Source organism: Agromyces sp. NPDC060279, from assembly GCF_042726785.1.
Taxonomy (GTDB): Bacteria; Actinomycetota; Actinomycetes; order Actinomycetales; family Microbacteriaceae; genus Agromyces.
The window spans coordinates 183,087-205,909 of sequence record NZ_JBHXBK010000001.1 but is presented as its reverse complement, the minus strand read 5'-3'; the positions used below and the strand labels follow the sequence as shown (position 1 = coordinate 205,909).

General features: G+C 70.5%; 21 protein-coding genes and 2 tRNA genes. 19 read left to right on the top strand and 4 right to left on the bottom strand.

All coding sequences use genetic code 11. The annotated features are described in order from the left end of the window. Window positions 1-77 precede the first annotated feature (77 nt). The gene (pepN, locus tag ACFWE1_RS00970) at window positions 78-2,627 is read right to left on the bottom strand and encodes an aminopeptidase N (RefSeq protein WP_376931700.1); all 2,550 of its coding nucleotides are present in this window, start codon (window positions 2,625-2,627) and stop codon (window positions 78-80) included. Between the two features lie 127 nt (window positions 2,628-2,754). Here pepN and ACFWE1_RS00965 point away from each other — a divergent pair, with 127 nt between their 5' ends. The 6 genes from ACFWE1_RS00965 (at window position 2,755) to ACFWE1_RS00940 (ending at window position 9,083) form a co-directional block, all read left to right on the top strand. Next, complete coding sequence (locus ACFWE1_RS00965; protein ID WP_376931699.1) at window positions 2,755-3,741, top strand: DUF2332 domain-containing protein; 987 nt, start codon at window positions 2,755-2,757, stop codon at window positions 3,739-3,741. Between the two features lie 10 nt (window positions 3,742-3,751). After that, window positions 3,752-4,264: a ribose-5-phosphate isomerase gene (locus ACFWE1_RS00960; RefSeq protein ID WP_376931698.1), complete on the top strand. Its 513-nt coding sequence runs from the start codon at window positions 3,752-3,754 to the stop codon at window positions 4,262-4,264. Window positions 4,265-4,273: 9 nt separating this feature from the next. Then, entirely contained in the window at window positions 4,274-5,278 is a 1,005-nt protein-coding gene (locus tag ACFWE1_RS00955) for an Fpg/Nei family DNA glycosylase (protein WP_376931697.1), read from the top strand. 95 nt (window positions 5,279-5,373) lie between these two features. Continuing rightward, window positions 5,374-6,930, top strand: coding sequence for a multicopper oxidase family protein (locus ACFWE1_RS00950; RefSeq protein WP_376931696.1), 1,557 nt, complete (start codon window positions 5,374-5,376; stop codon window positions 6,928-6,930). Beyond that, window positions 6,917-8,383, top strand: coding sequence for a sensor histidine kinase (locus ACFWE1_RS00945; RefSeq protein WP_376931695.1), 1,467 nt, complete (start codon window positions 6,917-6,919; stop codon window positions 8,381-8,383). The genes ACFWE1_RS00950 and ACFWE1_RS00945 overlap by 14 nt, the downstream gene beginning before the upstream one ends. A gap of 37 nt (window positions 8,384-8,420) precedes the next feature. Then, entirely contained in the window at window positions 8,421-9,083 is a 663-nt protein-coding gene (locus ACFWE1_RS00940; RefSeq protein ID WP_376931694.1) for a response regulator, read from the top strand. 74 nt (window positions 9,084-9,157) lie between these two features. Here ACFWE1_RS00940 and ACFWE1_RS00935 read toward each other — a convergent pair whose 3' ends face one another. After that, entirely contained in the window at window positions 9,158-9,643 is a 486-nt protein-coding gene (locus ACFWE1_RS00935; RefSeq protein ID WP_243568195.1) for a Dps family protein, read from the bottom strand. 201 nt (window positions 9,644-9,844) lie between these two features. Here ACFWE1_RS00935 and ACFWE1_RS00930 point away from each other — a divergent pair. The 8 genes from ACFWE1_RS00930 to clpX all read left to right on the top strand — a co-directional run bounded on the left by ACFWE1_RS00930 (window position 9,845) and on the right by clpX (window position 15,722). Beyond that, window positions 9,845-9,915: transfer RNA gene (locus ACFWE1_RS00930), tRNA-Gly, on the top strand. Between the two features lie 146 nt (window positions 9,916-10,061). Continuing rightward, window positions 10,062-10,136, top strand: a tRNA-Pro gene (locus ACFWE1_RS00925). Window positions 10,137-10,185: 49 nt separating this feature from the next. Then, window positions 10,186-11,640, top strand: coding sequence for a trigger factor (gene tig, locus ACFWE1_RS00920; RefSeq protein ID WP_376931693.1), 1,455 nt, complete (start codon window positions 10,186-10,188; stop codon window positions 11,638-11,640). An 80-nt stretch (window positions 11,641-11,720) separates the two neighbouring features. Continuing rightward, entirely contained in the window at window positions 11,721-12,218 is a 498-nt protein-coding gene (locus tag ACFWE1_RS00915; protein WP_376931692.1) for a tetratricopeptide repeat protein, read from the top strand. 74 nt (window positions 12,219-12,292) lie between these two features. Beyond that, window positions 12,293-12,880, top strand: coding sequence for an ATP-dependent Clp protease proteolytic subunit (locus ACFWE1_RS00910; RefSeq protein ID WP_243568198.1), 588 nt, complete (start codon window positions 12,293-12,295; stop codon window positions 12,878-12,880). Window positions 12,881-12,906: 26 nt separating this feature from the next. Beyond that, window positions 12,907-13,584, top strand: a complete 678-nt coding sequence (locus tag ACFWE1_RS00905) for an ATP-dependent Clp protease proteolytic subunit (protein WP_376933046.1) — start codon at window positions 12,907-12,909, stop codon at window positions 13,582-13,584. A gap of 14 nt (window positions 13,585-13,598) precedes the next feature. After that, window positions 13,599-14,348, top strand: coding sequence for an AAA family ATPase (locus tag ACFWE1_RS00900; RefSeq protein WP_376931691.1), 750 nt, complete (start codon window positions 13,599-13,601; stop codon window positions 14,346-14,348). Window positions 14,349-14,444: 96 nt separating this feature from the next. Beyond that, on the top strand, window positions 14,445-15,722 hold the full coding sequence (clpX, locus tag ACFWE1_RS00895; protein WP_376931690.1) for an ATP-dependent Clp protease ATP-binding subunit ClpX: 1,278 nt from the start codon (window positions 14,445-14,447) through the stop codon (window positions 15,720-15,722). A 44-nt stretch (window positions 15,723-15,766) separates the two neighbouring features. Here the strand turns inward: clpX and sepH are convergent, their stop codons facing one another. Beyond that, window positions 15,767-16,867: a septation protein SepH gene (gene sepH / locus ACFWE1_RS00890; protein ID WP_376931689.1), complete on the bottom strand. Its 1,101-nt coding sequence runs from the start codon at window positions 16,865-16,867 to the stop codon at window positions 15,767-15,769. Between the two features lie 194 nt (window positions 16,868-17,061). Between sepH and ACFWE1_RS00885 the strand changes: the two genes are divergently transcribed. Beyond that, window positions 17,062-17,355 carry a DUF4193 domain-containing protein gene (locus ACFWE1_RS00885; protein WP_189084861.1) on the top strand — a complete coding sequence of 98 codons (294 nt, stop codon included), beginning with the start codon at window positions 17,062-17,064 and terminating at the stop codon, window positions 17,353-17,355. 15 nt (window positions 17,356-17,370) lie between these two features. Here the strand turns inward: ACFWE1_RS00885 and ACFWE1_RS00880 are convergent, their stop codons facing one another. Then, entirely contained in the window at window positions 17,371-17,817 is a 447-nt protein-coding gene (locus tag ACFWE1_RS00880) for a DUF3093 domain-containing protein (RefSeq protein WP_376931688.1), read from the bottom strand. A gap of 38 nt (window positions 17,818-17,855) precedes the next feature. Between ACFWE1_RS00880 and dut the strand changes: the two genes are divergently transcribed. From dut to ACFWE1_RS00860, 4 genes are all read left to right on the top strand, one after another. Next, window positions 17,856-18,314: a dUTP diphosphatase gene (gene dut, locus ACFWE1_RS00875; RefSeq protein WP_230763313.1), complete on the top strand. Its 459-nt coding sequence runs from the start codon at window positions 17,856-17,858 to the stop codon at window positions 18,312-18,314. Window positions 18,315-18,319: 5 nt separating this feature from the next. Then, the gene (locus ACFWE1_RS00870; protein WP_376933045.1) at window positions 18,320-18,934 is read left to right on the top strand and encodes a DUF3710 domain-containing protein; all 615 of its coding nucleotides are present in this window, start codon (window positions 18,320-18,322) and stop codon (window positions 18,932-18,934) included. Between the two features lie 59 nt (window positions 18,935-18,993). Then, window positions 18,994-19,779 carry a DUF3159 domain-containing protein gene (locus tag ACFWE1_RS00865; protein WP_376931687.1) on the top strand — a complete coding sequence of 262 codons (786 nt, stop codon included), beginning with the start codon at window positions 18,994-18,996 and terminating at the stop codon, window positions 19,777-19,779. A gap of 156 nt (window positions 19,780-19,935) precedes the next feature. Then, a complete protein-coding gene (locus ACFWE1_RS00860; protein WP_376931686.1) occupies window positions 19,936-22,746 on the top strand; it encodes an aconitate hydratase in 2,811 nt (936 codons plus the stop codon). Window positions 22,747-22,823: the final 77 nt, after the last annotated feature.

Here is a 22,823-nt window from a genome sequence, read left to right as displayed (position 1 = left end):
GCTAAGCGGCAGACAGTGTACGTTCCGCTCGAACCCTACCACCACCGCACCGCCCGTCCACGGTGCCTGCTGCGCGGTTAGGCGGCGTCGCGCTGCTGCGCGGCGAGGGCCCGTTCGACGCCGGCGACGTTCTCGATGACGAGGCGGCGCAGGGCCGGGGCGGCGTCGGCGTTCGCGTCGAGCCAGGCGTGGCTCGCCTCGACGAGCTCGCGGTTCGCGAGGGTCGCGGGGTAGAGGAGCTCGACGAGCTTCTCGGCGATGGCGTAGCTGCGCTCGGTCCAGACGCGGCCGATCATGTCGAAGTAGCGCGGCACGAACGGGGTGAGCAGTTCGCGGTCGCCGGCGCGGACGAAGCCGGCGGCGGTGGTGCGCACGACCGAGTTCGTCGCGGTGTCGGCCTCGACGATGGAGTCCCAGGCGCGCTGCTTGCCCTCGGCGGTGGGGATGGCGGCGCGGGCGTGAGCGGCGGACTCCTGCCCGGTCGCGGTCTGGTCCTCGGCGAGGCGGGCGTCGATCTCGGCGTCGCCGGCACGTCCGGCGGCGACGAGGGCGATGAGCAGCTCCCAGCCGAGGTCGGTGTCGATGTCGAGGCCGTCCAGCGAGCGCTCGCCCGCGAAGAGCGCGGCGAGCTCGTCGACGTGGCTGCCCGACTCCGCGAGCGCGGCGAAGTACTTCACGAACTGGAACTGCGCGTCGCTGCCGGCCTCCGCCTGCTGCGCGAGCGCCCAGAGCCCGTCGGCCAGGGCGCGACGCGCGTCGTCGCGCCGCTCGGGTGCGACGTAGGAGCTCGCCGCCAGCTGCGCGTTGGCGAGCACGATCCGGAGCGTCGTGGACTCGGTCTCGCTGGCAATGTTGCCGAGCACGAGCTCGAGGTAGTCGCTCGCGCTGGTCTCGCCGTCGCGGGTCGCGTCCCACACGCTCGACCACACCAAGGCGCGGGCGAGCGGGTCCTCGATCTTCGACAGGTTCGCGAGCGCGACCTGCTGGGATGCCTCGTCGAGCCGGATCTTCGCGTACGCGAGGTCGTCGTCGTTCAGCAGCACGAGGTCGGGGCGGGCGAGACCGGCCAGCTCGGCCACCTCGGTGCGCTCGCCGTCGACGTCGAGCTCGACGCGGTGGGTGCGCACCAGCTTGTCGCCCTGCAGCTCGTAGAAGCCGATGGCGAGGCGGTGCGGGCGGATCGTGGGGTAGTCGGGGTGCGCCGACTGCAGCACCGCGAACGAGGTGATCTTGCCGTCGGCGTCGGTCTCGATCTCCGGGCGGAGCGTGTTCACCCCGGCGGTCTCGAGCCACAGCTTCGACCAACCCGACAGCTCGCGGCCCGAGGCGGTCTCGAGCTCGGCGAGCAGGTCGGCGAGCGTGGTGTTGCCCCAGGCGTGCTTCTTGAAGTACGCCGACACCCCGGTGAAGAACGCATCGATGCCCACCCAGGCGGCGAGCTGCTTCAGCACCGAGCCGCCCTTGGCGTACGTGATGCCGTCGAAGTTCACCAGCACGTCCTCGAGGTCACGGATCTCCGCGACGATCGGGTGCGTCGAGGGCAGCTGGTCCTGCCGATACGCCCAGCTCTTCTCCATCGAGTTGAACGTCGTCCAGGCGTGGTGCCATTCGGTGGCTTCAGCGGTGGCGATGGTCGAGGCCCACTCGGCGAACGACTCGTTCAGCCAGAGGTCGTTCCACCACTTCATCGTGACGAGGTCGCCGAACCACATGTGCGCCAGCTCGTGCAGGATCGTCACGACCCGGCGCTCCTTGATCGCGTCGGTCACCTTCGAACGGAACACGTACACCTCGGTGAAGGTGACCGCACCGGCGTTCTCCATCGCGCCCGCGTTGTACTCCGGCACGAACAGCTGGTCGTACTTCGCGAACGGGTACGGCACATCGAACTTGCCCTCGAAGTACGCGAAGCCCTGCTTCGTCTTCTCGAAAATGTAGTCCGCGTCGAGGTACTGCGACAGGCTCTTCCGACTGAACACGCCCAGCGGGATGACCCGGCCGTCGCTCGAGGTGAGCTCGTCGCGCACCACGTCGTACGGGCCCGCGATGAGCGCCGTGATGTAGCTCGACATGCGCGGGGTGGGCTCGAACGCCCAGGTCGCCGTGCCCTCGCCCGCGGCGACGGGCTCGGGGGTCGGCTGGTTCGACACGACCTGCCAGTGCGACGGGGCCGTCACGGTGAACCGGAAGGCCGCCTTGAGGTCGGGCTGCTCGAACACGGCGAACATGCGCCGCGAGTCGGGCACCTCGAACTGGGTGTAGAGGTAGACCTCGCCGTCGGCCGGGTCGACGAAGCGGTGCAGGCCCTCGCCGGTGTGCATGTAGCGGCCGTCGGCGACGACGACGAGCTCGTTCTCGGCGGCGAGGCCGGGCAGCTGGATGCGCACGCCGTCGCTCACCTCGGCGGGGTCGAGGGCGACGCCGTTCAGGGTGACCGAGTGCACCTCGGCGGTGATGGCGTCGATGAACGTCGAGGCGCCCGGCGTCGTCGCGTCGAACCGCACGGTCGTCGTCGAACGGAACACCTCGGGGCCCGTCGTGACGTCGAGGACGACGTCGTAGTCGTGGACCTGGACGAGCGCGGCACGCTCCTCGGCTTCCAGTCGGGTGAGGTTCTCTCCGGGCACGTGCGCTCCTTCGCTTCATCGACGCGGCTCGTGGCCGCAGGCAACGCCGACCAGCCTACTCGCGCGACCGCGCTCGCGCCCGGCCGGAGCGGTTCCGCTCCGGGCGAACCCGACGTAGCGTGGCGGCATGCGAGACACCATGGATCCGGATGCCTCGACGGCGGCCCGCTACCGGGCCTTCGCCGAGGTCGAGGCGCGCGGGATGTCCGCGACGTACGAGGCGTGGGCCGCGGGCGTGGCCGAGGACCCGCCGACGATCGCCCTGATCGAGGAACTGCCGGTCGCGAAGCGGCAGCCGAACCTCGTGTTCAGCGCGGCACGGTTCCAGGGCGCGCCGCTCGGCCCGTACACCCTGCTGCGGGACTGGCTGCACCGGCACTGGATCGAGGTCCGCGCCACGGTGCTCGACCATGCCACGCAGACGAACGAGGCCGGCCGCTGTGCGCTGCACCTCCCGGTGCTCGCGGCGCTGCCGGGCCCGCTCGCGCTGCTCGAGGTCGGCGCCTCCGCCGGGCTCTGCCTGTATCCGGATCGCTACGCCTACCGCTACGGCCAGCGGCCGCCGCTGCAGCCGGCCGACGGCCCCAGCCGGGTCCTGCTCGAGTGCGAGGCATCCGGTCCGGTCCCCATCCCCGAGCGGTTGCCGGAGGTCGTCTGGCGGGCGGGCATCGATCTCAACCCGCTCGACGTGACGCAGGCCGACGACCTCGCCTGGCTCGACGCGCTGATCTGGCCCGAGCACGACGACCGCCGCGCCCGGCTCCGCGAAGCGGCGGCGATCGTCGCCGCCGAGCCGCCCCGGCTCGTCGCGGGCGATCTGGTCGAGGAGCTCGGCCGCCTCGCCGACGAGGCACCGGCCGGGGCGACGCTCGTCGTGCTGCACACCGCAGTGATCGCCTACCTCGACGAGGAGGCGAAGCGCCGCTTCGTCGCCGAGGTCGCGCGGCTCGACGGACACTGGCTCTCCGTCGAGGGGCGCAACGTCGTCCCCGGCATCGCGGCGCGCGAGGACGCGCCGAACGTCTCGAGCGACTTCGTGCTCGCGCTCGACGGGGAGCAGCTCGCCTGGGCGCAGCCGCACGGCCGGGCCATCCGCTGGATCGGCACTCCCTAGAATCGTCAGCATGCGCATCCACATCGCGACCGACCACGCCGGCCTCGAGTTCAGCCGGACCCTGCAGGCCCATCTGACGAACAGCGGGCACGAGGTCGTCGACCACGGCCCGGCCGAATACGACGCGCTCGACGACTACCCCGCGTTCTGCATCAACGCCGCGCTCGGCGTCGCCCGCGACCAGGCGGCCGGGGTGCGCGCCCTCGGTGTCGTCTTCGGGGGCTCGGGCAACGGCGAGCAGATCGCCGCGAACAAGGTGCGCGGCATCCGCGCCGCCCTCGTCTGGAGCATGGACACCGCACTCCTCGCCCGCGAGCACAACGACGCCAACGTCATCTCGATCGGTGCGCGGCAGCACACGGTCGAAGAGGCCATCCGCTACATCGACGCCTTCATCGCCGAGCCCTTCTCCGGCGATGAGCGCCACGTGCGCCGTATCGCCCAGCTCGCCGAGTACGAGACCACCGGCGACATCGCGGGCAAGGGCGTCGACACCGCGGCCGACTCGGCGCCGGAAGCTTAGGCCCGCCGGATGCCGGAAGGCCACTCCGTCCACCGCATCACCCGCCAGTTCGAACGGAACTTCGTCGGGCACGTCGTGCACGTGTCGAGCCCGCAGGGGCGCTTCGCCGAGGGGGCAGCGCTGCTCGACGGCCGGCGGATGACCGACGCGCGCGCCGTCGGCAAGCAGATGTTCCTCGGCTTCGAGGGCGACCGCTGGTTGCGCGTGCACCTCGGCATCTACGGTGCCTGGGACTTCGCCGGCGACATCCTGCTCGACCCGACGATCGCCTCCGCGAACGGTCGCATGGGGCAGACGAACATGCGCGGCACCTTCCTCGACGGCCCGAACCCCGATGCCGTCGTGCTCGACACGGCCGGCGAGAATTCGCTGACCTCCATCGGGGCGCCGCGGCGCACGCGACTGCGCATGGCCGAGTCGGAGAAGGAGGGCGACACCGCCTGGTCGTTCCCGCCGGAGCCGGTCGGCCAGGTGCGGGTGCGCCTGCTCACCGACACCGTCTGCGCGGACCTGCGCGGACCGACCGCGTGCGAGGTGCTCGACCCCGCCCAGGTCGAGGCGACCGTCGCGAGGCTCGGTCCCGACCCCCTGCTCGACGACAGCGCGGAGGCCGAGGAGCGCTTCGTGTCGACGGTGCGGCGCAAGCCCACCCCGATCGCGCTGCTGCTCATGGACCAGAACGTCGTCGCCGGCATCGGCAACGTCTACCGTGCGGAGCTGCTCTTCCGCGCCGGGCTCAACCCGCACACGCCGGGCCGGCTCGTGCCGGAGGAGACGGTGCGGGAACTCTGGCACGACTGGGGCCGGCTGCTGCGCATCGGCGTCGAGACCGGGCAGATGATGACGATGGACGGCCTGGAGGGGGAGGCCTACCGGGCCGCGATGGCGAACCGCGACGACCGCCACTGGGTGTACAAGCGGGAGGGCCTGCCGTGCCGGGTCTGCGGCACGAACATCGTGCTCGAGGAGCTCGGTGCGCGGAAGCTGTACTGGTGCCCCTCCTGCCAGGCCTGAGCCGGCGTCGGCGCTGAGCGGCGGGGGATAACCCCCGCCAGGATCCGGACGGGCGCCGGATGGGCCGGGAGGGCCGCGCTCGCGAGGCTGGAAGCATGCTCGGCACCCGCACGCGACCCACCAGTCCCTCGCCGCTCCGGCGTCCCCGCGCGACCCTCGTCTCAGGGCTCACCGCGCTGGCGGCCGGCGGTCTCGTGGCGCTCGCCTTCGCCGGTTGCGGCATTGTGACGCCGGGCCCCGTATCCACGATCGGGCGGGTGGACTTCGACCGCCCGCTCGCGATCCCGCCGCTCGCCGAATCGAACGTGGCCGCCGACGGCACCCGGGTTTTCGAGCTCACCGCGCAGGCCGGCACCACCGAGTTCGAGCCCGGCGTGCCGAGCGACACCTGGGGGTTCAACGGCGGCTACCTCGGCCCGACGCTCGTCGCGGATCGCGGCGAACGGGTGCGCGTCGAGGTGCGCAACACGCTCGACGAGCCGACCACGGTGCATTGGCACGGCATGCACCTGCCCGCGGCGATGGACGGCGGCCCGCACCAGATGGTGGCGCCCGGCGCCACCTGGGCGCCCGAGTGGCTCGTCGACCAGCCGGCCGCGACGCTCTGGTACCACCCGCATCCGCACGGCGAGACCGAGTCGCACGTGTCGCGCGGGCTCGCCGGGCTGTTCCTGCTGCACGACGACGCCGAGCGCGCCCTCGGGCTACCGGCCGAGTACGGGGTGGACGACGTTCCGGTGATCGTGCAGGACACCGGCTTCAGCGCCGAAGGCCGCCGCGAGGCGGCGCAGCGGGGGTACGCGGGGGCCCTCGGCGACGAACTGCTCGTGAACGGCACCCGCTCGCCGTACTTCGAGGCCGGTGACGAGCTGCTCCGGCTGCGGCTGCTGAACGCGTCGACGGCGCGCAGCTACGCGTTCGCCTGGTCCGACGACCGCCCCGTGCGGCTGATCGGCACCGACGGCGGCCTGCTCGGCGCGCCGGTGGAGCTGCCGGAGGTGCGGCTCTCGCCGGGCGAGCGGGCCGAGGTGCTCGTGCGTCTCACCCCGGGCGAGCGCCTCGTGCTCCAGTCCAGGATGACGCCCGAGATCGCCGGGCTCGTCGGGCCGGTCGCGCAGACGAACGGGGCCGCGGACGGCTTCGACGTGCTGGAGCTCCGCGCTGCCGATCGGCTCCGAGCGGCCGCAGCGGATCCCACCGCGCTCGTCCCGATGCCGCCGGACGACGGCGAAGTCGCAGCGGATCGCCGCTTCGTCCTCGACGACAGCTTCGAGATCAACGGCCACGCCATGGACCTCGGCCGCATCGACGAGACCGTCACCGTCGACACACTCGAACGCTGGACCGTGGTGAACGACACCGCGCTCCCGCACAGCTTCCACGTGCACGACGTGCAGTTCCGGCTGGCCACGGTGGGCGGCGGGCCGCCGCCGCCGGAGCTCGCGGGGTGGAAGGACACGATCTACGTGGAGCCGGTGACCGAGTACGTGCTGCTCGTCCGCTTCGCCGACTACGCCGACCCGGACACGCCGTACATGTACCACTGCCACCTGCTGTGGCACGAGGATCAGGGGATGATGGGGCAGTTCGCCGTCGTCGAACCGGGTCAGCGTGCGACGATTCCCGAGGGGACCGACCATGACCACCACTGATCCGATCAGCACCGCCCCGATCAGCACCGCCCCGTCCGCCGCCGACACGAATCGCGAGGCCATGAGCACCGAACCGGCCAGCACCCAATCCACCCCGGCGCCGTCGCCGACGCGCCGACGAGGCTACGGCGCGCTCTGGGCGTCGGTGCCGCGCGAGCTCGGCTTCCTCATCCTCACGATGCCGATCGCGGTGATCGGGCTGAGCTTCGCCGCGACGGTCTTCTTCACGGGCGTCGGGCTGCTCGCGATCGTCGTCGGTGTGTTCGTCATGGTCGGCGCCTTCTACGTGGCCCGGGGCTTCGGCACGCTCGAACTCGTGCGCCTCGAGTGGGCCGGTCGCCCGCGCATCGAACGGCCGGACTGGGCCCGCGACGGGCGTGAGGCGGGGTTCTGGCGCGCGGCGTTCGTGCCCTTCGTCGACGGGCACTACTGGCTGTACGTGCTGCACACGCTCATCATCAATCCGATCGTGAGCATCTTCACCTGGACGGTCACGGTGGTCTGGTTGGCGATGGCGCTCGGCGGCACCACCGGGTGGTTCTGGCAGCGCTTCATCCCCGAGAGCGACCGCGGCTTCTGGCTGAACGAGTGGCTGCTCGACCGGTTCTTCCCGGGCAACGACTTCTCGTACGACGTCGTCGCGGGGGAGCGGCTGCTCGAGTTCGTCCTGGGCGTGGTGTTCCTGCTCACCCTGCCGATCGTGTTCCGCGGGCTCACACTGCTGCACGACGCGGCTGCGCGCGGCCTCCTCGGGGCGTGGCGCTCCGAAGCGCTCGAGGTGGAGGTCGCGCAGCTCGCCGCGTCGCGCGGGGCCGCGGTGCAGGCCGAGGACGCCTCGCTTCGTCGCCTGGAACGGGACATCCACGACGGCCCCCAGCAGCGGCTCGTCCGACTGCAGATGGACCTCGCGACGATCGAGCGCCGGATGGAGCGCGACCCGGACGCCGCCCGCGAGCTGATCGGCGAGGCCAGGGAACAGGCGCGCGAGACGCTCGACGAGCTCCGTGCCCTGTCGCGCGGCTTCGCGCCTCCGCTGCTGCAGGACCGCGGCCTCGCGAGCGCGCTCGAGTCGCTCGCGTCGCGCAGCCCGGTGCCCGTCGTGTTCGAGAACCTCCTGCCCGGGGCCAGCGGGCTGCCGGCGGCGATCGAGCGGAACGCCTACTTCGTCGCGGCCGAACTGCTCACGAACGTCGTGAAGCACTCCGACGCGACGAGCGTGCGGCTGCGGGTCGCCGTGCGCGACGCGGGCCCGGCCGGCCACTGGCTCGACCTCTGGGTGACCGACAACGGCTCGGGCGGCGCGCGACTGGAGGCGGGCCACGGCCTCGCGGGCCTGCACGAGCGCGTGCTCGGGCTCCGCGGCCAGTTCCTCGTCGACAGCCCGCCAGGGGGACCGACCATCATCGGCGCGCACATCCCGTTCCTGCCCGAGCCGCCGCGCGTGGACGGCTGACGCCGGGCTGCCCGGCCCGCGCCGCTAGGGTTGGGGCATGCCAGACCCCGCCCGCGGCCAGCTCCGCGTCGTGCTCGCCGAGGACTCCGTGCTCCTGCGTGAGGGGCTCGTCCGGCTCTTCGACGAAGCCGGCTTCGAGACGGTCGGGTCGTACCCCGACGCCGAGCAGCTGCTCGCGGCGGTGGGCGGCGACGTGCCCGACGTCGCCGTGCTCGACGTGCGCATGCCGCCGAGCTTCCGCGACGAGGGCGTGCGTGCGGCGATCGAGTTGCGCCGCCGCTATCCCCGGCTCGGGGTGCTCCTGCTCAGCCAGTACGTCGAGGGCACCTACGCGCACGAGCTGCTGAGTTCCGGCGACGGTGGCATGGGCTATCTGCTGAAGGACCGCGTCGCCTCGCTCGACGAGCTGGACGACGCGGTGCGGCGGGTGAGCGAGGGCGGCACGGTGCTCGACCCGCAGGTCGTGCGCGAGCTGCTGAGCCGCCGGGCCGATCCGCTCGAGCGTCTGACGCCTCGCGAGCGCGAGGTGCTCGAGCTCATGGCCGAGGGTCGCACGAACGCGGGCATCGCCGCGCAATTGTTCATCGGCGTCGGCGCGGTCGAGAAGAACGTGACCTCGATCTTCCAGAAGCTCGGACTCGAGGACTCCGGCACCGATCACCGCCGGGTGCTCGCCGTGCTCGCCTGGCTGCAGCGCTGAGCCCCGCCGTCGCCGGGCATGAGGAGGGGCCGGGATCCTCGCGGATCCCGGCCCCTCCTCGTCGCGCTCGCGGCTCAGCTCACGCTGAGGTGCGCCGAGAGGAACCAGCGGTCCTTGTCGAGGCCCTGACGGATCGCGATCGCGATGTCCTGGCTCGACGGGTCGAGCGTCTCGAGCCCCTCGATCGCGGCGTTCACCTTCTCGGTGGCGACGTCGATCTGGGCGATCACGTCGGCGATGGTGTCCTCGGACGGCTTGAAGCCGGACTTGGGGTTCGCCCCCGCGGTCTGCTTGGCGACGGTCGCGAGGCGGGCGTCGATCGGCAGCCCGAGCGCGATCACCCGCTCGGCGGCCTCGTCGGCCCAGCCCTGCGCGTGCTCCACGACGGTGTCGAGGAACTCGTGCACCGGGAGGAAATTGATCCCGCGGACGTGCCAGTGCGCCTGCTTGCCGTTCACGGCGAGCGTCACGAGCTCGTGCACGATGGGGGTGAAGAACTGGGCCACCCCGGAGGCGACCTCGGCGTTCGCGCCGGTCTTCGGAGCCATGGTGTCGGTCATCTGTTCCGCCTTCCCTCGGTCGATGTCACCTTCAACGCTACGCAGCTCAGGATCTATTTCAAGCAAGGGAAGGCAGGGCTTGCGAAGGGGAGGCGAACCTCACTACGGTCGGATGCCACACTCGATCGGGCCGTGCAGGCCGGCCGTGCACGGCGACCCCGCGGATGTGCACTACGATCGAACCGTGCCGAGAGGCGCATCGGGGATGTAGCTCAATGGTAGAGCCTCAGTCTTCCAAACTGATTACGCGGGTTCGATTCCCGTCATCCCCTCCGATTCAGCTCCGTCCGCGCTCGCTCGCGGCATCGCTCCGGGTGTCCTGAGCAGCCCCGCGCCGTGCAGTAGACTTTCTCGGGTCATCCGCGTCCCGGTCTGCTTCGGCATGCCCGCGCGGGTGGCGACGAGTTGAGTAGCGACTCGGGGCGTAGCTCAGCTTGGCTAGAGCGCCCGCTTTGGGAGCGGGAGGTCGCAGGTTCGAATCCTGTCGCCCCGACGAGTCGCCTGGCTCGACACGAACTTCCACACAACAGGAGAACTTCCACATGCCGACCACTTCGGTTGAGAAGCTGAGCCCCACGCGCGCCAAGCTCACCATCACGGTGTCGCCCGAGGAGCTGAAGCCCAGCATCGCCCACGCGTACGAGCACATCGCCGAGCAGATCAACGTGCCCGGGTTCCGCAAGGGCAAGGTGCCGCCGCCCATCATCGACCAGCGCGTCGGCAAGGCCGCCGTGCTCGAGCACGCGGTCAACGAGGGCCTCGACGGCTTCTACCGCGCCGCCGTCACCGAGCACGAGCTCCGCCCGCTCGGCCGCCCGGCGGCCGACATCGTCGAGTGGCCGAACGAGAAGGACTTCTCGGGCGATCTGCTGCTCTCGATCGAGGTCGACGTGCGTCCCGAGATCGAGCTGCCCGCCTACGACGGCCTCGAGCTCACCGTGGACTCGGTCGAGATCGACGAGAACGAGGTCACCGAGGAGCTCGACCGTCTGCGCAGCCGCTTCGGCACGCTGATCACGGTCGACCGCCCGGCGAAGACCGGCGACTTCGTAACCCTCGACCTCGTCGCCGAGATCGACGGCACCCAGGTCGACACCGCCAACGGCATCTCTTACGAGGTCGGCTCGGGCGAGCTCCTCGCCGGCATCGACGAGGCGCTCGACTCGCTCACCGCGGGCGAGACGACCACCTTCACCTCGCGCCTGCTGGGCGGCGAGCACGAGGGCGCCGACGCCGAGATCACCGTGACCGTCACCGCCGTGAAGGAGCGCGAGCTCCCCGAGGCCGACGACGACTTCGCCCAGATCGCGAGCGAGTTCGACACCATCGCCGAGCTCACCGACTCCCTCAAGGAGCAGGTCGCCCGCAACAAGACCTTCGGTCAGGGCACCCAGGCCCGCGACCTGCTCGTCGACAAGCTCATCGAGCTCGCCGACGTGCCGGTCGCCGATTCGGTCATCGAGGACGAGGTGCACCGCCACCTCGAGTCTGAGAACCGCCTCGAGGACGACGAGCACCGCGCCGAGGTCACCGAGGCGAGCACCAAGTCCTTCAAGTCGCAGATCATCCTCGACAAGATCGCCGAGGTCGAGAACGTCCAGGTCAGCCAGGACGAGCTCACCCAGTACCTCGTGCAGGGCGCCGCACAGTACGGCATGAACCCGCAGGAGTTCGTGCAGATCCTGAGCGAGCAGGGCCAGATCCCGGCGATGGTCGGCGAGGTCGCCCGCAACAAGGCGCTCGCGATCGCGCTCGGCAAGGCGAAGGTCACCGACGCCGACGGCAAGGCCGTCGACCTCAGCGAGTTCACCGCCGTCGGCGAGGACGAGGCCGAGGCTGAGGCCGAGGTCGTCGCCGAGGCCGAGGAGATCGTCGAGGAGGCCGAAGAGGCCGAGAAGCCCGCGCCGAAGAAGCGCGCCACGAAGAAGGCGAGCGACGAGGCGGAGGCCGAGAAGCCCGCGCCGAAGAAGCGCGCCGCCAAGAAGTCGGACGCGTAAGCAGCTGATTCCGTGAGCGGGGGTCGGGCCGGTGGCCCGGCCCCCGCTCGCGTTCCGGCACGACCCCGAAGGGACGGGCGATGACCGCAGCGGACTGGCAGGACGCCGTCGACGCCGTCTGGGCGGACGCGGAGGCGCTCGGCGATTCGGAGGTGATCCGGCGTATCGATGCGCTGGCGGCCGAGCTGCCCGCCGGCGATCCACGGGGGCCCTTCGAGGCGGCCGGCGCGCGCGACGCGGCGGGCTTGGAGCGCGAGGCCGAAGCGGGGTACCGGCGGGCCCTCGAGCTCGGACTCGCGGGGCGGGCGCGGGTCGAGGCGCTCATCCAGCTCGCGTCGACGCTGCGGAACCTCGGCCGGCCGAGCGAGTCGCTCGTGCTGCTCGACGAGGCCGCCGCCGAGCCGCACGAGCTGGGCGACGCGGTGACGGCGTTCCGTGCGCTCGCGCTCATCGATCTCGGGCGCGAGCGGCGCGCGAGCGCCGAGCTCATGGCCGCCCTCGTTCCGCACCTGCCGCAGTACCGCCGTTCGCTCGCCGCGTACGCCGCGGCCCTCGGCGGCGACGCGTCATCCGCCTAGGGCGAACAGCCCCGTTCCGCGCGGTTGCACCGGATAGATTCGATGCAACGCGACAACGAAACGGAGCGACATCCATGGCCGAACAGACACCGCAGCCGGGTGTATTCGATCGACTGCTGAAGGACCGCATCATCTGGCTCGGTTCCGAGGTGCGCGACGACAACGCGAACGAGATCGCCGCGAAGCTTCTGCTGCTCGCCGCCGAAGACCCGAAGAAGGACATCTACCTCTACATCAACTCGCCGGGCGGTTCGATCACGGCGGGCATGGCGATCTACGACACGATGCAGTTCGTGCCGAACGACATCGTCACGGTGGGCATCGGCATGGCGGCCTCGATGGGGCAGCTGCTGCTGACCGCGGGCACCAAGGGCAAGCGGTACATCACCCCGAACGCGCGGGTGCTCCTGCACCAGCCGCACGGCGGCTTCGGCGGCACTGCGAGCGACATCCAGACGCAGGCCCAGCTCATCCTCGACATGAAGAAGCGCCTGGCCGAGATCACGGCCGCGCAGACCGGCAAGACCGTCGAGCAGATCAACGCCGACGGTGACCGCGACCGCTGGTTCTCCGCGCAGGAGGCGCTCGAGTACGGCTTCGTCGACCACATCCGCGAGTCCGCGCTCGATGTCGCGGGCGGCGGCGGAACGAACCAGGCGTGAACGAGAGAGAGAACGAGCGAATGACCATGCCAGCCTTCACCGGCCCCGCCTACGGCGGCACCGCCTTCTCCGGCGTGCAGGCCCCCGGCTCGCGCTACATCCTGCCGAGCTTCGAGGAGCGCACGGCGTACGGATTCAAGCGCCAGGACCCCTACGCGAAGCTCTTCGAGGATCGCATCATCTTCCTCGGGGTGCAGGTCGACGACGCGTCGGCCGACGACATCATGGCGCAGCTGCTCGTGCTCGAGTCGATGGACCCCGAGCGCGACATCATGATGTACATCAACTCGCCGGGCGGCTCCTTCACGGCGATGACCGCGATCTACGACACGATGCAGTACATCCGTCCGCAGATTCAGACGGTCGTGCTCGGCCAGGCGGCCTCCGCCGCGGCGGTCATCGCCGCAGCCGGCACGCCGGGTCGTCGCCTCGCGCTGCCGAACGCCCGCATCCTGATCCACCAGCCCGCGATGGGCGAGGCGGGGCACGGGCAGGCCTCCGACATCGAGATCCAAGCGGCCGAGATCCTGCGCATGCGCACCTGGCTCGAGGAGACGCTCTCGAAGCACTCGAAGCGCAGCCAGGAGGAGGTCAACAAGGACATCGACCGCGACAAGATCCTCTCGGCCGAGGAGGCCATGCAGTACGGTCTCATCGATCAGGTGCTCACCTCGCGCAAGACGCTGCCCGCGCTCACGAGCTGAGTCCGGCACCTCCGATGACGAACGGCGCGCTGGACGACCGGCGCGCCGTTCGTCGTCTCTACGTCCGGCCGGGTGCCCCGGTCGACCGCCGGGCGTGGCCCGCGACGGTGCCCGCGATCGCCCAGCTCCTCGCCGAGGGCGGGCTCGAGCTCCCCGTCGGGGTCACCTTCCTCGTGGGTGAGAACGGCAGCGGCAAGTCGACGCTCATCGAGGGCATCGCGATGGCCTACGGTCTTCCGGCCGAGGGCGGGAGCAGCCACGGCGGCGGCACGACCCGGCCCTCGGAATCGCCGCTCGGCGAGTGGCTCGGCATCGAGCGGTCCGGCGGCGCCCCGCGCTGGGGCTTCTTCCTCCGGGCCGAGACGATGCACGGCTACTACAGTTACCTCGAGGCCCTCCCGGACAGCCCGGACCGGCACCTGCACGCGCTGAGTCACGGCGAGTCCTTCAACGCGCTGCTGGCCGAGAAGCTGAACCACCCGCACTACACCGCCGGCTTCGTCTGCCTCGACGAGCCCGAGGCGGCGCTCTCCTTCGCCTCGACGTTGACGTGGCTCGCGAATCTCGCCGAGATGGCCGCGGACGGGACCCAGATCGTCTGCGCGACGCACTCGCCCGTGCTCGCCGCCCTCCCGGGTGCGACGATCCTGGAACTGGGGGAGTGGGGACTGCGCAGGGTCGACTGGGCCGAGCTCGAGATCGTGCAGCACACACGGTCCTTCCTCGACGACCCCCGGCGGTATCTCCGGCACCTGATCGACTGAAGCGGATCGCCACGCCGTCGCCGATCCTGCGCCGCTCCGCCGCAACGACGGCGGCACGGGTTAGGCTCGGAGCAGACCGCTGAGAGGGAGGATGCGATGGCACGCATCGGAGAGAGCGCAGACCTGTTGAAGTGCTCGTTCTGCGGAAAGAGCCAGAAGCAGGTCCAGCAGCTCATCGCGGGCCCCGGCGTCTACATCTGCGACGAGTGCGTCGAGCTCTGCAACGAGATCATCGAGGAGCGCCTGGCCGAGGCCGGCGAGACCGAGGCCGGCGAGTTCGAGCTGCCGAAGCCGAAGGAGATCTTCTCCTTCCTCGAGGAGTACGTGATCGGGCAGGAGCCCGCGAAGCGCGCACTGGCCGTCGCCGTCTACAACCACTACAAGCGCATCCGTGCGAAGACCACGCTGACCACGGCCGACCGAGCCCACGACGACGTGGAGATCGCGAAGTCGAACATTCTGCTCATCGGCCCCACCGGCTGCGGCAAGACCTACCTGGCGCAGACGCTCGCCAAGCAGTTGAACGTGCCGTTCGCCGTCGCCGACGCCACCGCGCTCACCGAGGCGGGGTACGTCGGCGAAGACGTCGAGAACATCCTCCTGAAGCTCATCCAGGCCGCCGACTACGACGTCAAGCGCGCAGAGACCGGCATCATCTACATCGACGAGGTCGACAAGATCGCCCGCAAGGCCGAGAACCCGTCGATCACCCGCGACGTGTCCGGCGAGGGCGTGCAGCAGGCGCTGCTCAAGATCCTCGAGGGCACGGTCGCCTCGGTGCCCCCGCAGGGCGGGCGCAAGCACCCGCACCAGGAGTTCATCCAGATCGACACGACGAACGTGCTGTTCATCGTGGCCGGCGCGTTCGCCGGGCTCGAAGACATCATCTCCTCGCGCGCGGGCAAGCGTGGCATCGGCTTCGGCGCCCCACTGCACTCCAAGCGCGAGGACGCGGAGCTCTTCAGCGAGGTGCTTCCGGAAGACCTGCACAAGTTCGGCCTCATCCCGGAGTTCATCGGCCGGCTGCCCGTCGTCGCGACGGTGACCCCGCTCGACCGGGAGGCGCTCATCGAGATCCTCACCGAGCCGAAGAACGCGCTCGTGAAGCAGTACCAGCGCATGTTCGAGCTCGACGGTGTCGCCCTCGACTTCGAGCAGGACGCGCTCGAGGCGATCGCCGACCTCGCCGTGCTCCGCCAGACGGGAGCGCGCGGCCTCCGCGCCATCATGGAAGAGGTGCTCGGGCCGATCATGTTCGAGGTGCCGAGTTCGACCGGGGTCGCCCGGGTCGTCGTCACGAAGGCCGCGGTCATCGACAACGCGGCCCCCACGATCGTTCCGGTGAAGCAGCGCCGCCAGGAGAAGTCGGCCTGAGGCGCGGCGCCGCGCGAGCGGCGGTGCGCCCGGCGGGTCGGTGATCAGGCCAGGTCGTCGTCGGGGCGCGCGCCGAAGACGATCTCGTCCCAGCTCGGCATGGAGGCCCTGGAGCTCTTCTTAGCCGGGGCCGCGTCCCCGCGCCCACCGCTCTGCTGCTTGCCGCCCCAGAGGCCGCGTGCGGCCTTGGCTGGGCGCTCCTCGCCGGACTCGGCCTTCTTCGCCTTCGGACTCGACGGCGCGACCGCTTCCGCGGGCAGCGGGAGCTCGGGCTGCTCGAGCAGCGGGGTCGGCTCGGCCGGCTTCGCCGTGGCCTCGCCGGCGGACTCACGCTCGCCCCGGCGACGGCGGAGCGCCTCCAGGAGGTCGGCCGTCTCGCCCATCACCGGGGCCGGCTCGTCCGCGCGCTTGATCGCGGCACGAGTGACCGCGGGGCTCGACTGCGGCGTGCTGCGGGCGTAGGGGAGCGGTTCGAGCTGCGGGGCGGTGTCGAACTCGCCGTGCTCCGGCTCCTCGAGCGTGAAGGCGCCGCTGTCGAAACGGGAGGCGTCCCCGTCGACGGCGCGCAGGCGGGGAATCAGCCCGCCCTTGAGTTCGCCCTGCTGCGAGAGGGTGATCGCTTCGGAGTTCAGCGGCTGGAGGGCCTGCTTGCGCGGCTCGAAGCTCCAGCGGGCGTCGTGCTCGATCTCGTCGACGGTGAACTCGAGCTTCACCATCCACCCGCGCTCCTCGTCCTTCCAGCTCGCCCACCGCTCGCCGCTCGCGCCGAGGCGGGCGAGGCGATCGCGGATGGCGGAGCCGAACGAGGCCGGCTCGTCGCCGTCGGGCTCGATCGCGGTCGCGACGGGCACAGCGAGGGCGGAGTTCACGATGTGCTCGCGCTCCGCGACGACCGGTCCTTCGAAGCGGCGGATGTACTCGACCGCGGCCCCGGTGATCTCCGCGACGTCCTCGGCGGACAGGCCGGAGCGGATGTGCGCCTGGATCTCGCGGGGCGGGATCTTCGGGCCCTGGTGCTGCTCGGGCTGGGCCTGGCGGATGCGCGATTGCAGCACGTCGTCCACCACGATCCGGAAGCGCGCGCCGTCTTCAGTGGCCACGAGGAGTGCGCCGTCCTCGACCCCGATCACCTTCAGTTCCTGCATGGCGAGAACCCTTCCGTGCCTGCGTTCCCGCCAAGGATGCCACGCGAATCGGCCGTGCTCCGGGAATACCCCGGGCGTGCCGGAAGTTGACCAGGCAGCGAGAGCCGAAGGGCTCTCGGGCGATGGTTTGCTTACGCCGATGATTTCATGCAGACTAACGCCGCCGAATCCTCGGCGTGAAGGAATGGATGGGAATGGCAACCGACTACGACGCCCCACGGAAGACCGAAGACGACTCGGAGTCGATCGAGGCCCTCAAGGAACGCGTCCCCGACAAGATGTCGGGTGTGGTCGACGTCGAAGACGCCGACAACCCCGGTAGCTTCGACCTCGCCGGCGCCGACCTCTCGGATGTCGAGCTCGACGTCGTCGTGCTCCCGCCGCAGGCGGACGAGTTCACCTGTGTCAGCTGCTTCCTCGTGAAGCACCGCTCGCAGATCGACCACGAGACCAAGCTCGGGCCGATCTGCCTCGAGTGCGCCGCCTGAGCGGCGCACCCGCCCCTACTCCGGCCGTCGCGATCCGTTGATCGCGGCGGCCAGTTCTTTGGGCCTGCGGCTCGAGACGAGCCAGTAGGGCGTGGGGTCGGCGGGATCGGTGATCGGGATGCGCACCACCGGCTGCACCCAGCCCCGGATGACGAGGAACGCCCGCGCGTCGAGCCCGGTGCCGCGCTCGGCCCTGGCCGCGGCGTCTTCGGCGGCGACCGCCTCGCCGGTGTGGGCGAGCTCGATCTCCGCCCGTCCGGCGCGGAGCCGGCCATCGAGCACCTCGACGACCGGCGCCGTGAGGCTGAGCGCTCCGACGACGGCGAGGTAGAGCACGATCCCCGTGACGATGCCCGCGGGCATCGACACGGGCGCGAGCACCAGGATGCTCGACGGGACGAGCAGCAGGCTCACGATGTAGATCCAGGGAGTGGGCCAGAGTTTCTCGCGGTACACGGGCATGTCTCTATCCCACCAGACTTCTGCACTACCCTCGAACGGTGAGCGATTCCGTCGACGTCCTGATCACGGCCGAGCGGGTCCCGAGCTACGCCCACCCGGGCGACGCCGGAGCCGACCTGCACGCCGCCGAGTCCATCGTCCTCGCCCCCGGTGAGCGCGCCACCGTCGGCACCGGCGTGTCCATCGCGCTGCCCGATGGCTACGTCGCCTTCGTGGTGCCGCGCTCCGGGCTCGCCTTCAAGCACGGCATCACCATCGTGAACGCGCCGGGCACCGTCGACGCCGGGTATCGCGGCGAGATCAAGGTCGCACTGTTGAACACCGACGCGCGCGAACCGTATGCGATCGAGGCGGGCGACCGCATCGCCCAGGTCGTCGTCATGCCGGTCAGCCGGGCGCGCTTCGTCGAGGTCGAGCGCCTGCCCGGCAGCGACCGCGGCGAGGGCGGGTTCGGGTCGACGGGGTTCGGCGAGCAGAAGCAAGGAGCGAACGCGTGAGCGAGATCGAGAACGCCGGGAGCGCGGAGCGCCCCGTCGACCACCCCAAGTCGGCGCCCGAGAACCGGGCGACCGATGGTCCCTTCGACGAATCCGAGGCGAACCCGGTTCGCCCCTACGTCGACCTCGGCGGCGTGAAGGTGCTGCCGCGCGAGGGCCTGCACCTGCGGCTCGAGGTCGAGGAGGGCTCGAAGCGCGTCGTCGCCGTGGGCCTCGACTACGCGAACTCCACGCTCCAGGTGCAGCCGTTCGCGGCGCCGCGCTCGAGCGGCCTCTGGCACGAGATCCGCGACCAGATCGCCGAGCAGATCGCGCGGCAGGGCGGCACGACGAGCGTCCGAGACGGCGCGTTCGGGCCGGAACTGCTCGCGCAGATCCCGGTGGCGGCCGCCGATGGTGCGAGCGGTCGGATGCGTCTCGCCCGCTTCGTCGGCGTCGACGGTCCGCGCTGGTTCCTCCGCGGCGTGATCGCGGGGGAGGCGGCGGTCGATCCCACCGCCGCTGCGCAGGTCGAGGACCTCTTCCGTTCGATCGTCGTCGTCCGCGGGACGACGCCGATGCCGCCGCGCGACCTGATTCCGCTGCGGATGCCAGCGACCGGCGCCCAGCCGCAGCAGTGATGTCGGGCGACGCCGAACGGCGCGACGGCGCGCCCGGTGATGACGCGCCCCGAGACGCGGTGAACCCTCCCACGGCACCGGGCGGAGCCGACGGCGCCCGGGCGGATGTCGAGCCGGGCGAGCGCTCCGAACTCGCCGGCGAGTTCGGCCGCCAGCTCGCGGCGGCGGCGGAACGCAGCGGACTCGGCGCCCTCGCCCGCGACGAGCGACTCAGCGGGCGTGACCTGCTCACGGCCATCGGCGGCGTCCGCGGCATCCTCGAGGCGCTGCTGCCCGGCCTCGTCTTCCTCGTCGTCTACAGCTCGCTGACGAGCTTCGCCCACCTCGAGACCCAGGCGGCGCTCGTGCCGGCGCTCGCGGCCTCCGTCGGGCTCGCCGTGGTCTTCACGATCGCGCGGGTGGTGGTCAAGGGCCAGCCGACGCAGGCGATCGCCGGCCTCGTCGGCGTGCTCGCCTCGGCGGGGCTCTCGCTCTGGACCGGCCGCGCCGAGGACAACTACGTGCTCGGCTTCTGGACGAACGGCGTCTACGCGACCGTACTGCTCGTCTCCGTGTTGGTCCGCTGGCCGGTGATCGGCCTCATCGTCGGCTTCCTCATGAACGAGGGCCTCGCGTGGCGGCAGGACCGCCGCAAGCTCCGTGCTGCGCAGTTCCTCACCCTCGTCTGGGTCGGGCTCTTCGTCGCCCGCCTCGCGGTGCAGCTGCCGTTCTACTTCGCGCAGAACGTGGAGGCGCTCGGCGCGACGCGGCTGCTCATGGGCGTGCCGCTGTACGCTCTCGTGCTCGTGTTCACCTGGCTCGTCGTGCGCGCCGTGTACCCGGCGAAGGACGCCGCCGCCGAGTGATAGAGTTATCTCGACGTCGAGATAAATAGCTCGAATCCGCGGGGCGGGACGGCGGCGGGGCCATTAGGTTACCCTTGCTGGATCGGCCCCCTGTCTGACGAGCAAGATGAAGTGCCGCGATGCGTTCGCGGCAGGCTTCGCGAAGGAGAGGACATCGTGTCTGCAGTGAACAGTTTCGGGGCGAAGGACACGCTCCGCGTCGGCGACGAATCCTACGAGATCTTCCGCATCGACACCGTGCCCGGGTACGAGAAGCTCCCCTTCAGCCTGAAGGTGCTGCTCGAGAACCTGCTGCGCACCGAGGACGGCGCGAATGTCACGAAGGAGCAGATCGAGGCGCTGGGCTCGTGGGTTCCCACGGCGGAGCCCGACACCGAGATCCAGTTCACGCCCGCGCGCGTGGTCATGCAGGACTTCACCGGTGTGCCCTGCATCGTCGACCTCGCCACGATGCGCGAGGCCGTCGTCGCCCTCGGCGGCGACCCGAACAAGATCAACCCGCTCTCGCCGGCCGAGATGGTCATCGACCACTCCGTCATCGCCGACCTGTTCGGCACCGAGAACGCCCTCGAGCGCAACGTCGAGATCGAGTACGAGCGCAACGGCGAGCGGTACCAGTTCCTGCGCTGGGGCCAGACGGCCTTCGACGACTTCAAGGTCGTCCCGCCGGGCACCGGCATCGTGCACCAGGTGAACATCGAGCACCTCGCCAAGGTCATCTACGACCGCTCGGTCGACGGCGTCCTCCGCGCCTACCCCGACACCTGCGTCGGCACCGACTCGCACACCACGATGGTCAACGGCCTCGGCGTGCTCGGCTGGGGCGTCGGCGGCATCGAGGCCGAGGCGGCCATGCTCGGCCAGCCGGTCTCGATGCTCATCCCCAAGGTCGTGGGCTTCAAGCTCTCCGGCTCGATCCCGACCGGCGTGACCGCGACCGACGTCGTGCTCACCATCACCGACATGCTCCGCAAGCACGGCGTCGTCGGCAAGTTCGTCGAGTTCTACGGTTCGGGCGTCGCCTCGGTGCCGCTCGCGAACCGCGCCACGATCGGCAACATGAGCCCCGAGTTCGGCTCGACCGCCGCGATGTTCCCCATCGACGACGTCACGGTCGACTACCTCCGCCTGACCGGTCGCAGCGAGCAGCAGCTAGCGCTCGTCGAGGCGTACGCCAAGGAGCAGAAGCTCTGGCACGACGCCGAGAACGAGCCGGTGTTCTCCGAGTACCTCGAGCTCGACCTCTCCACCGTCGTGCCGTCGATCGCCGGCCCGAAGCGCCCGCAGGACCGCATCATCCTCTCGACCGCCAAGGAGCAGTTCGAGAAGGACCTGACGAACTACGCCGAGGTCGACCACGACCTCGTCGACCTCGAGATCGCCGAGTCGTTCCCCGCGTCCGACCCGCCCGCCAACTCGCCGGAAGACGAGTACAGCCAGCACGTGCACCACCACAAGAGCCACGCGCCGACCTCGATCTCGAAGCCCACGCAGGTGGTCGAGGCCGACGGCACCGAGTACACGCTCGACCACGGCGCCGTCACGATCGCGGCGATCACCTCGTGCACGAACACCTCGAACCCCTCGGTCATGCTCGCCGCCGGTCTGCTGGCGCGCAACGCCGTGAAGAAGGGCCTCAAGGCCAAGCCGTGGGTGAAGACCACCCTCGCCCCGGGCTCGAAGGTCGTCACCGACTACTACGAGAAGGCCGGCCTCACCCAGGACCTCGAGGACCTCGGCTTCTACACCGTCGGCTACGGCTGCACCACCTGCATCGGCAACTCGGGCCCGCTCATCGAAGAGGTCTCGGCCGCCATCCAGCAGAACGACCTCGCGGTGACCGCGGTGCTCTCGGGCAACCGCAACTTCGAGGGCCGCATCAACCCCGACGTGAAGATGAACTACCTCGCGTCGCCCCCGCTCGTCATCGCCTACTCGCTCGCCGGCTCGATGAACTTCGACTTCGAGACCGACGCGCTCGGCACCGACCCCGAGGGCAACGACGTCTTCCTCCGCGACATCTGGCCCGACGCGGCCGAGGTGCAGGCCACGATCGACTCGTCGATCAGCGAGGACATGTTCACCACGCAGTACGCGAGCGTCTTCGAGGGCGACGAGCGGTGGCGCACGCTGCCGACGCCGACCGGCTCGACGTTCGAGTGGGACGAGGAGTCGACCTACGTGCGGAAGCCCCCGTACTTCGAGGGCATGACCATGCAGCCGTCGCCCGTCTCCGACATCTCGGGCGCCCGCGTGCTCGCGAAGCTCGGCGACTCGGTCACGACCGACCACATCTCGCCCGCCGGCTCGATCAAGGCCGACAGCCCCGCCGGTCACTACCTGACCGAGCACGGCGTCGAGCGCAAGGACTTCAACTCCTACGGCTCACGTCGCGGCAACCACGAGGTGATGATCCGCGGCACCTTCGCGAACATCCGCCTGCGCAACCAGCTCCTCGACGGCGTCGAGGGCGGGTACACGCGCGACTTCACGAAGGCCGACGCACCGCAGTCGTTCATCTACGACGCCTCGCAGAACTACCAGGCGCAGGGCACCCCGCTCGTCATCTTCGGCGGCAAGGAATACGGTTCCGGCTCCTCGCGCGACTGGGCGGCGAAGGGCACGAGCCTGCTGGGTGTGAAGGCGGTCATCACCGAGAGCTTCGAGCGCATCCACCGTTCGAACCTCATCGGCATGGGCGTGGTCCCGCTGCAGTTCCCGGCGGGGGAGTCGGCCGATTCGCTCGGCCTCGACGGCACCGAGGTCGTGTCGATCTCGGGCCTCGAGCAGCTGAACGAGGGCACCACCCCGAAGACGGTCCACGTCGTCGCCGAGCCGAGCGAGCACTCGCCGGCCGGCAAGCAGACGGTCGAGTTCGACGCGGTCGTCCGCATCGACACGCCCGGTGAGGCCGACTACTACCGCAACGGCGGCATCCTGCAGTACGTGCTGCGCTCGCTCGTCTGACGCGGGCGGCGACTCGGCGAGGCCGGGCGTTCCATTCAGGGAGCGCCCGGCCTCGGCCGTTCGGGTCGCGTAGAATC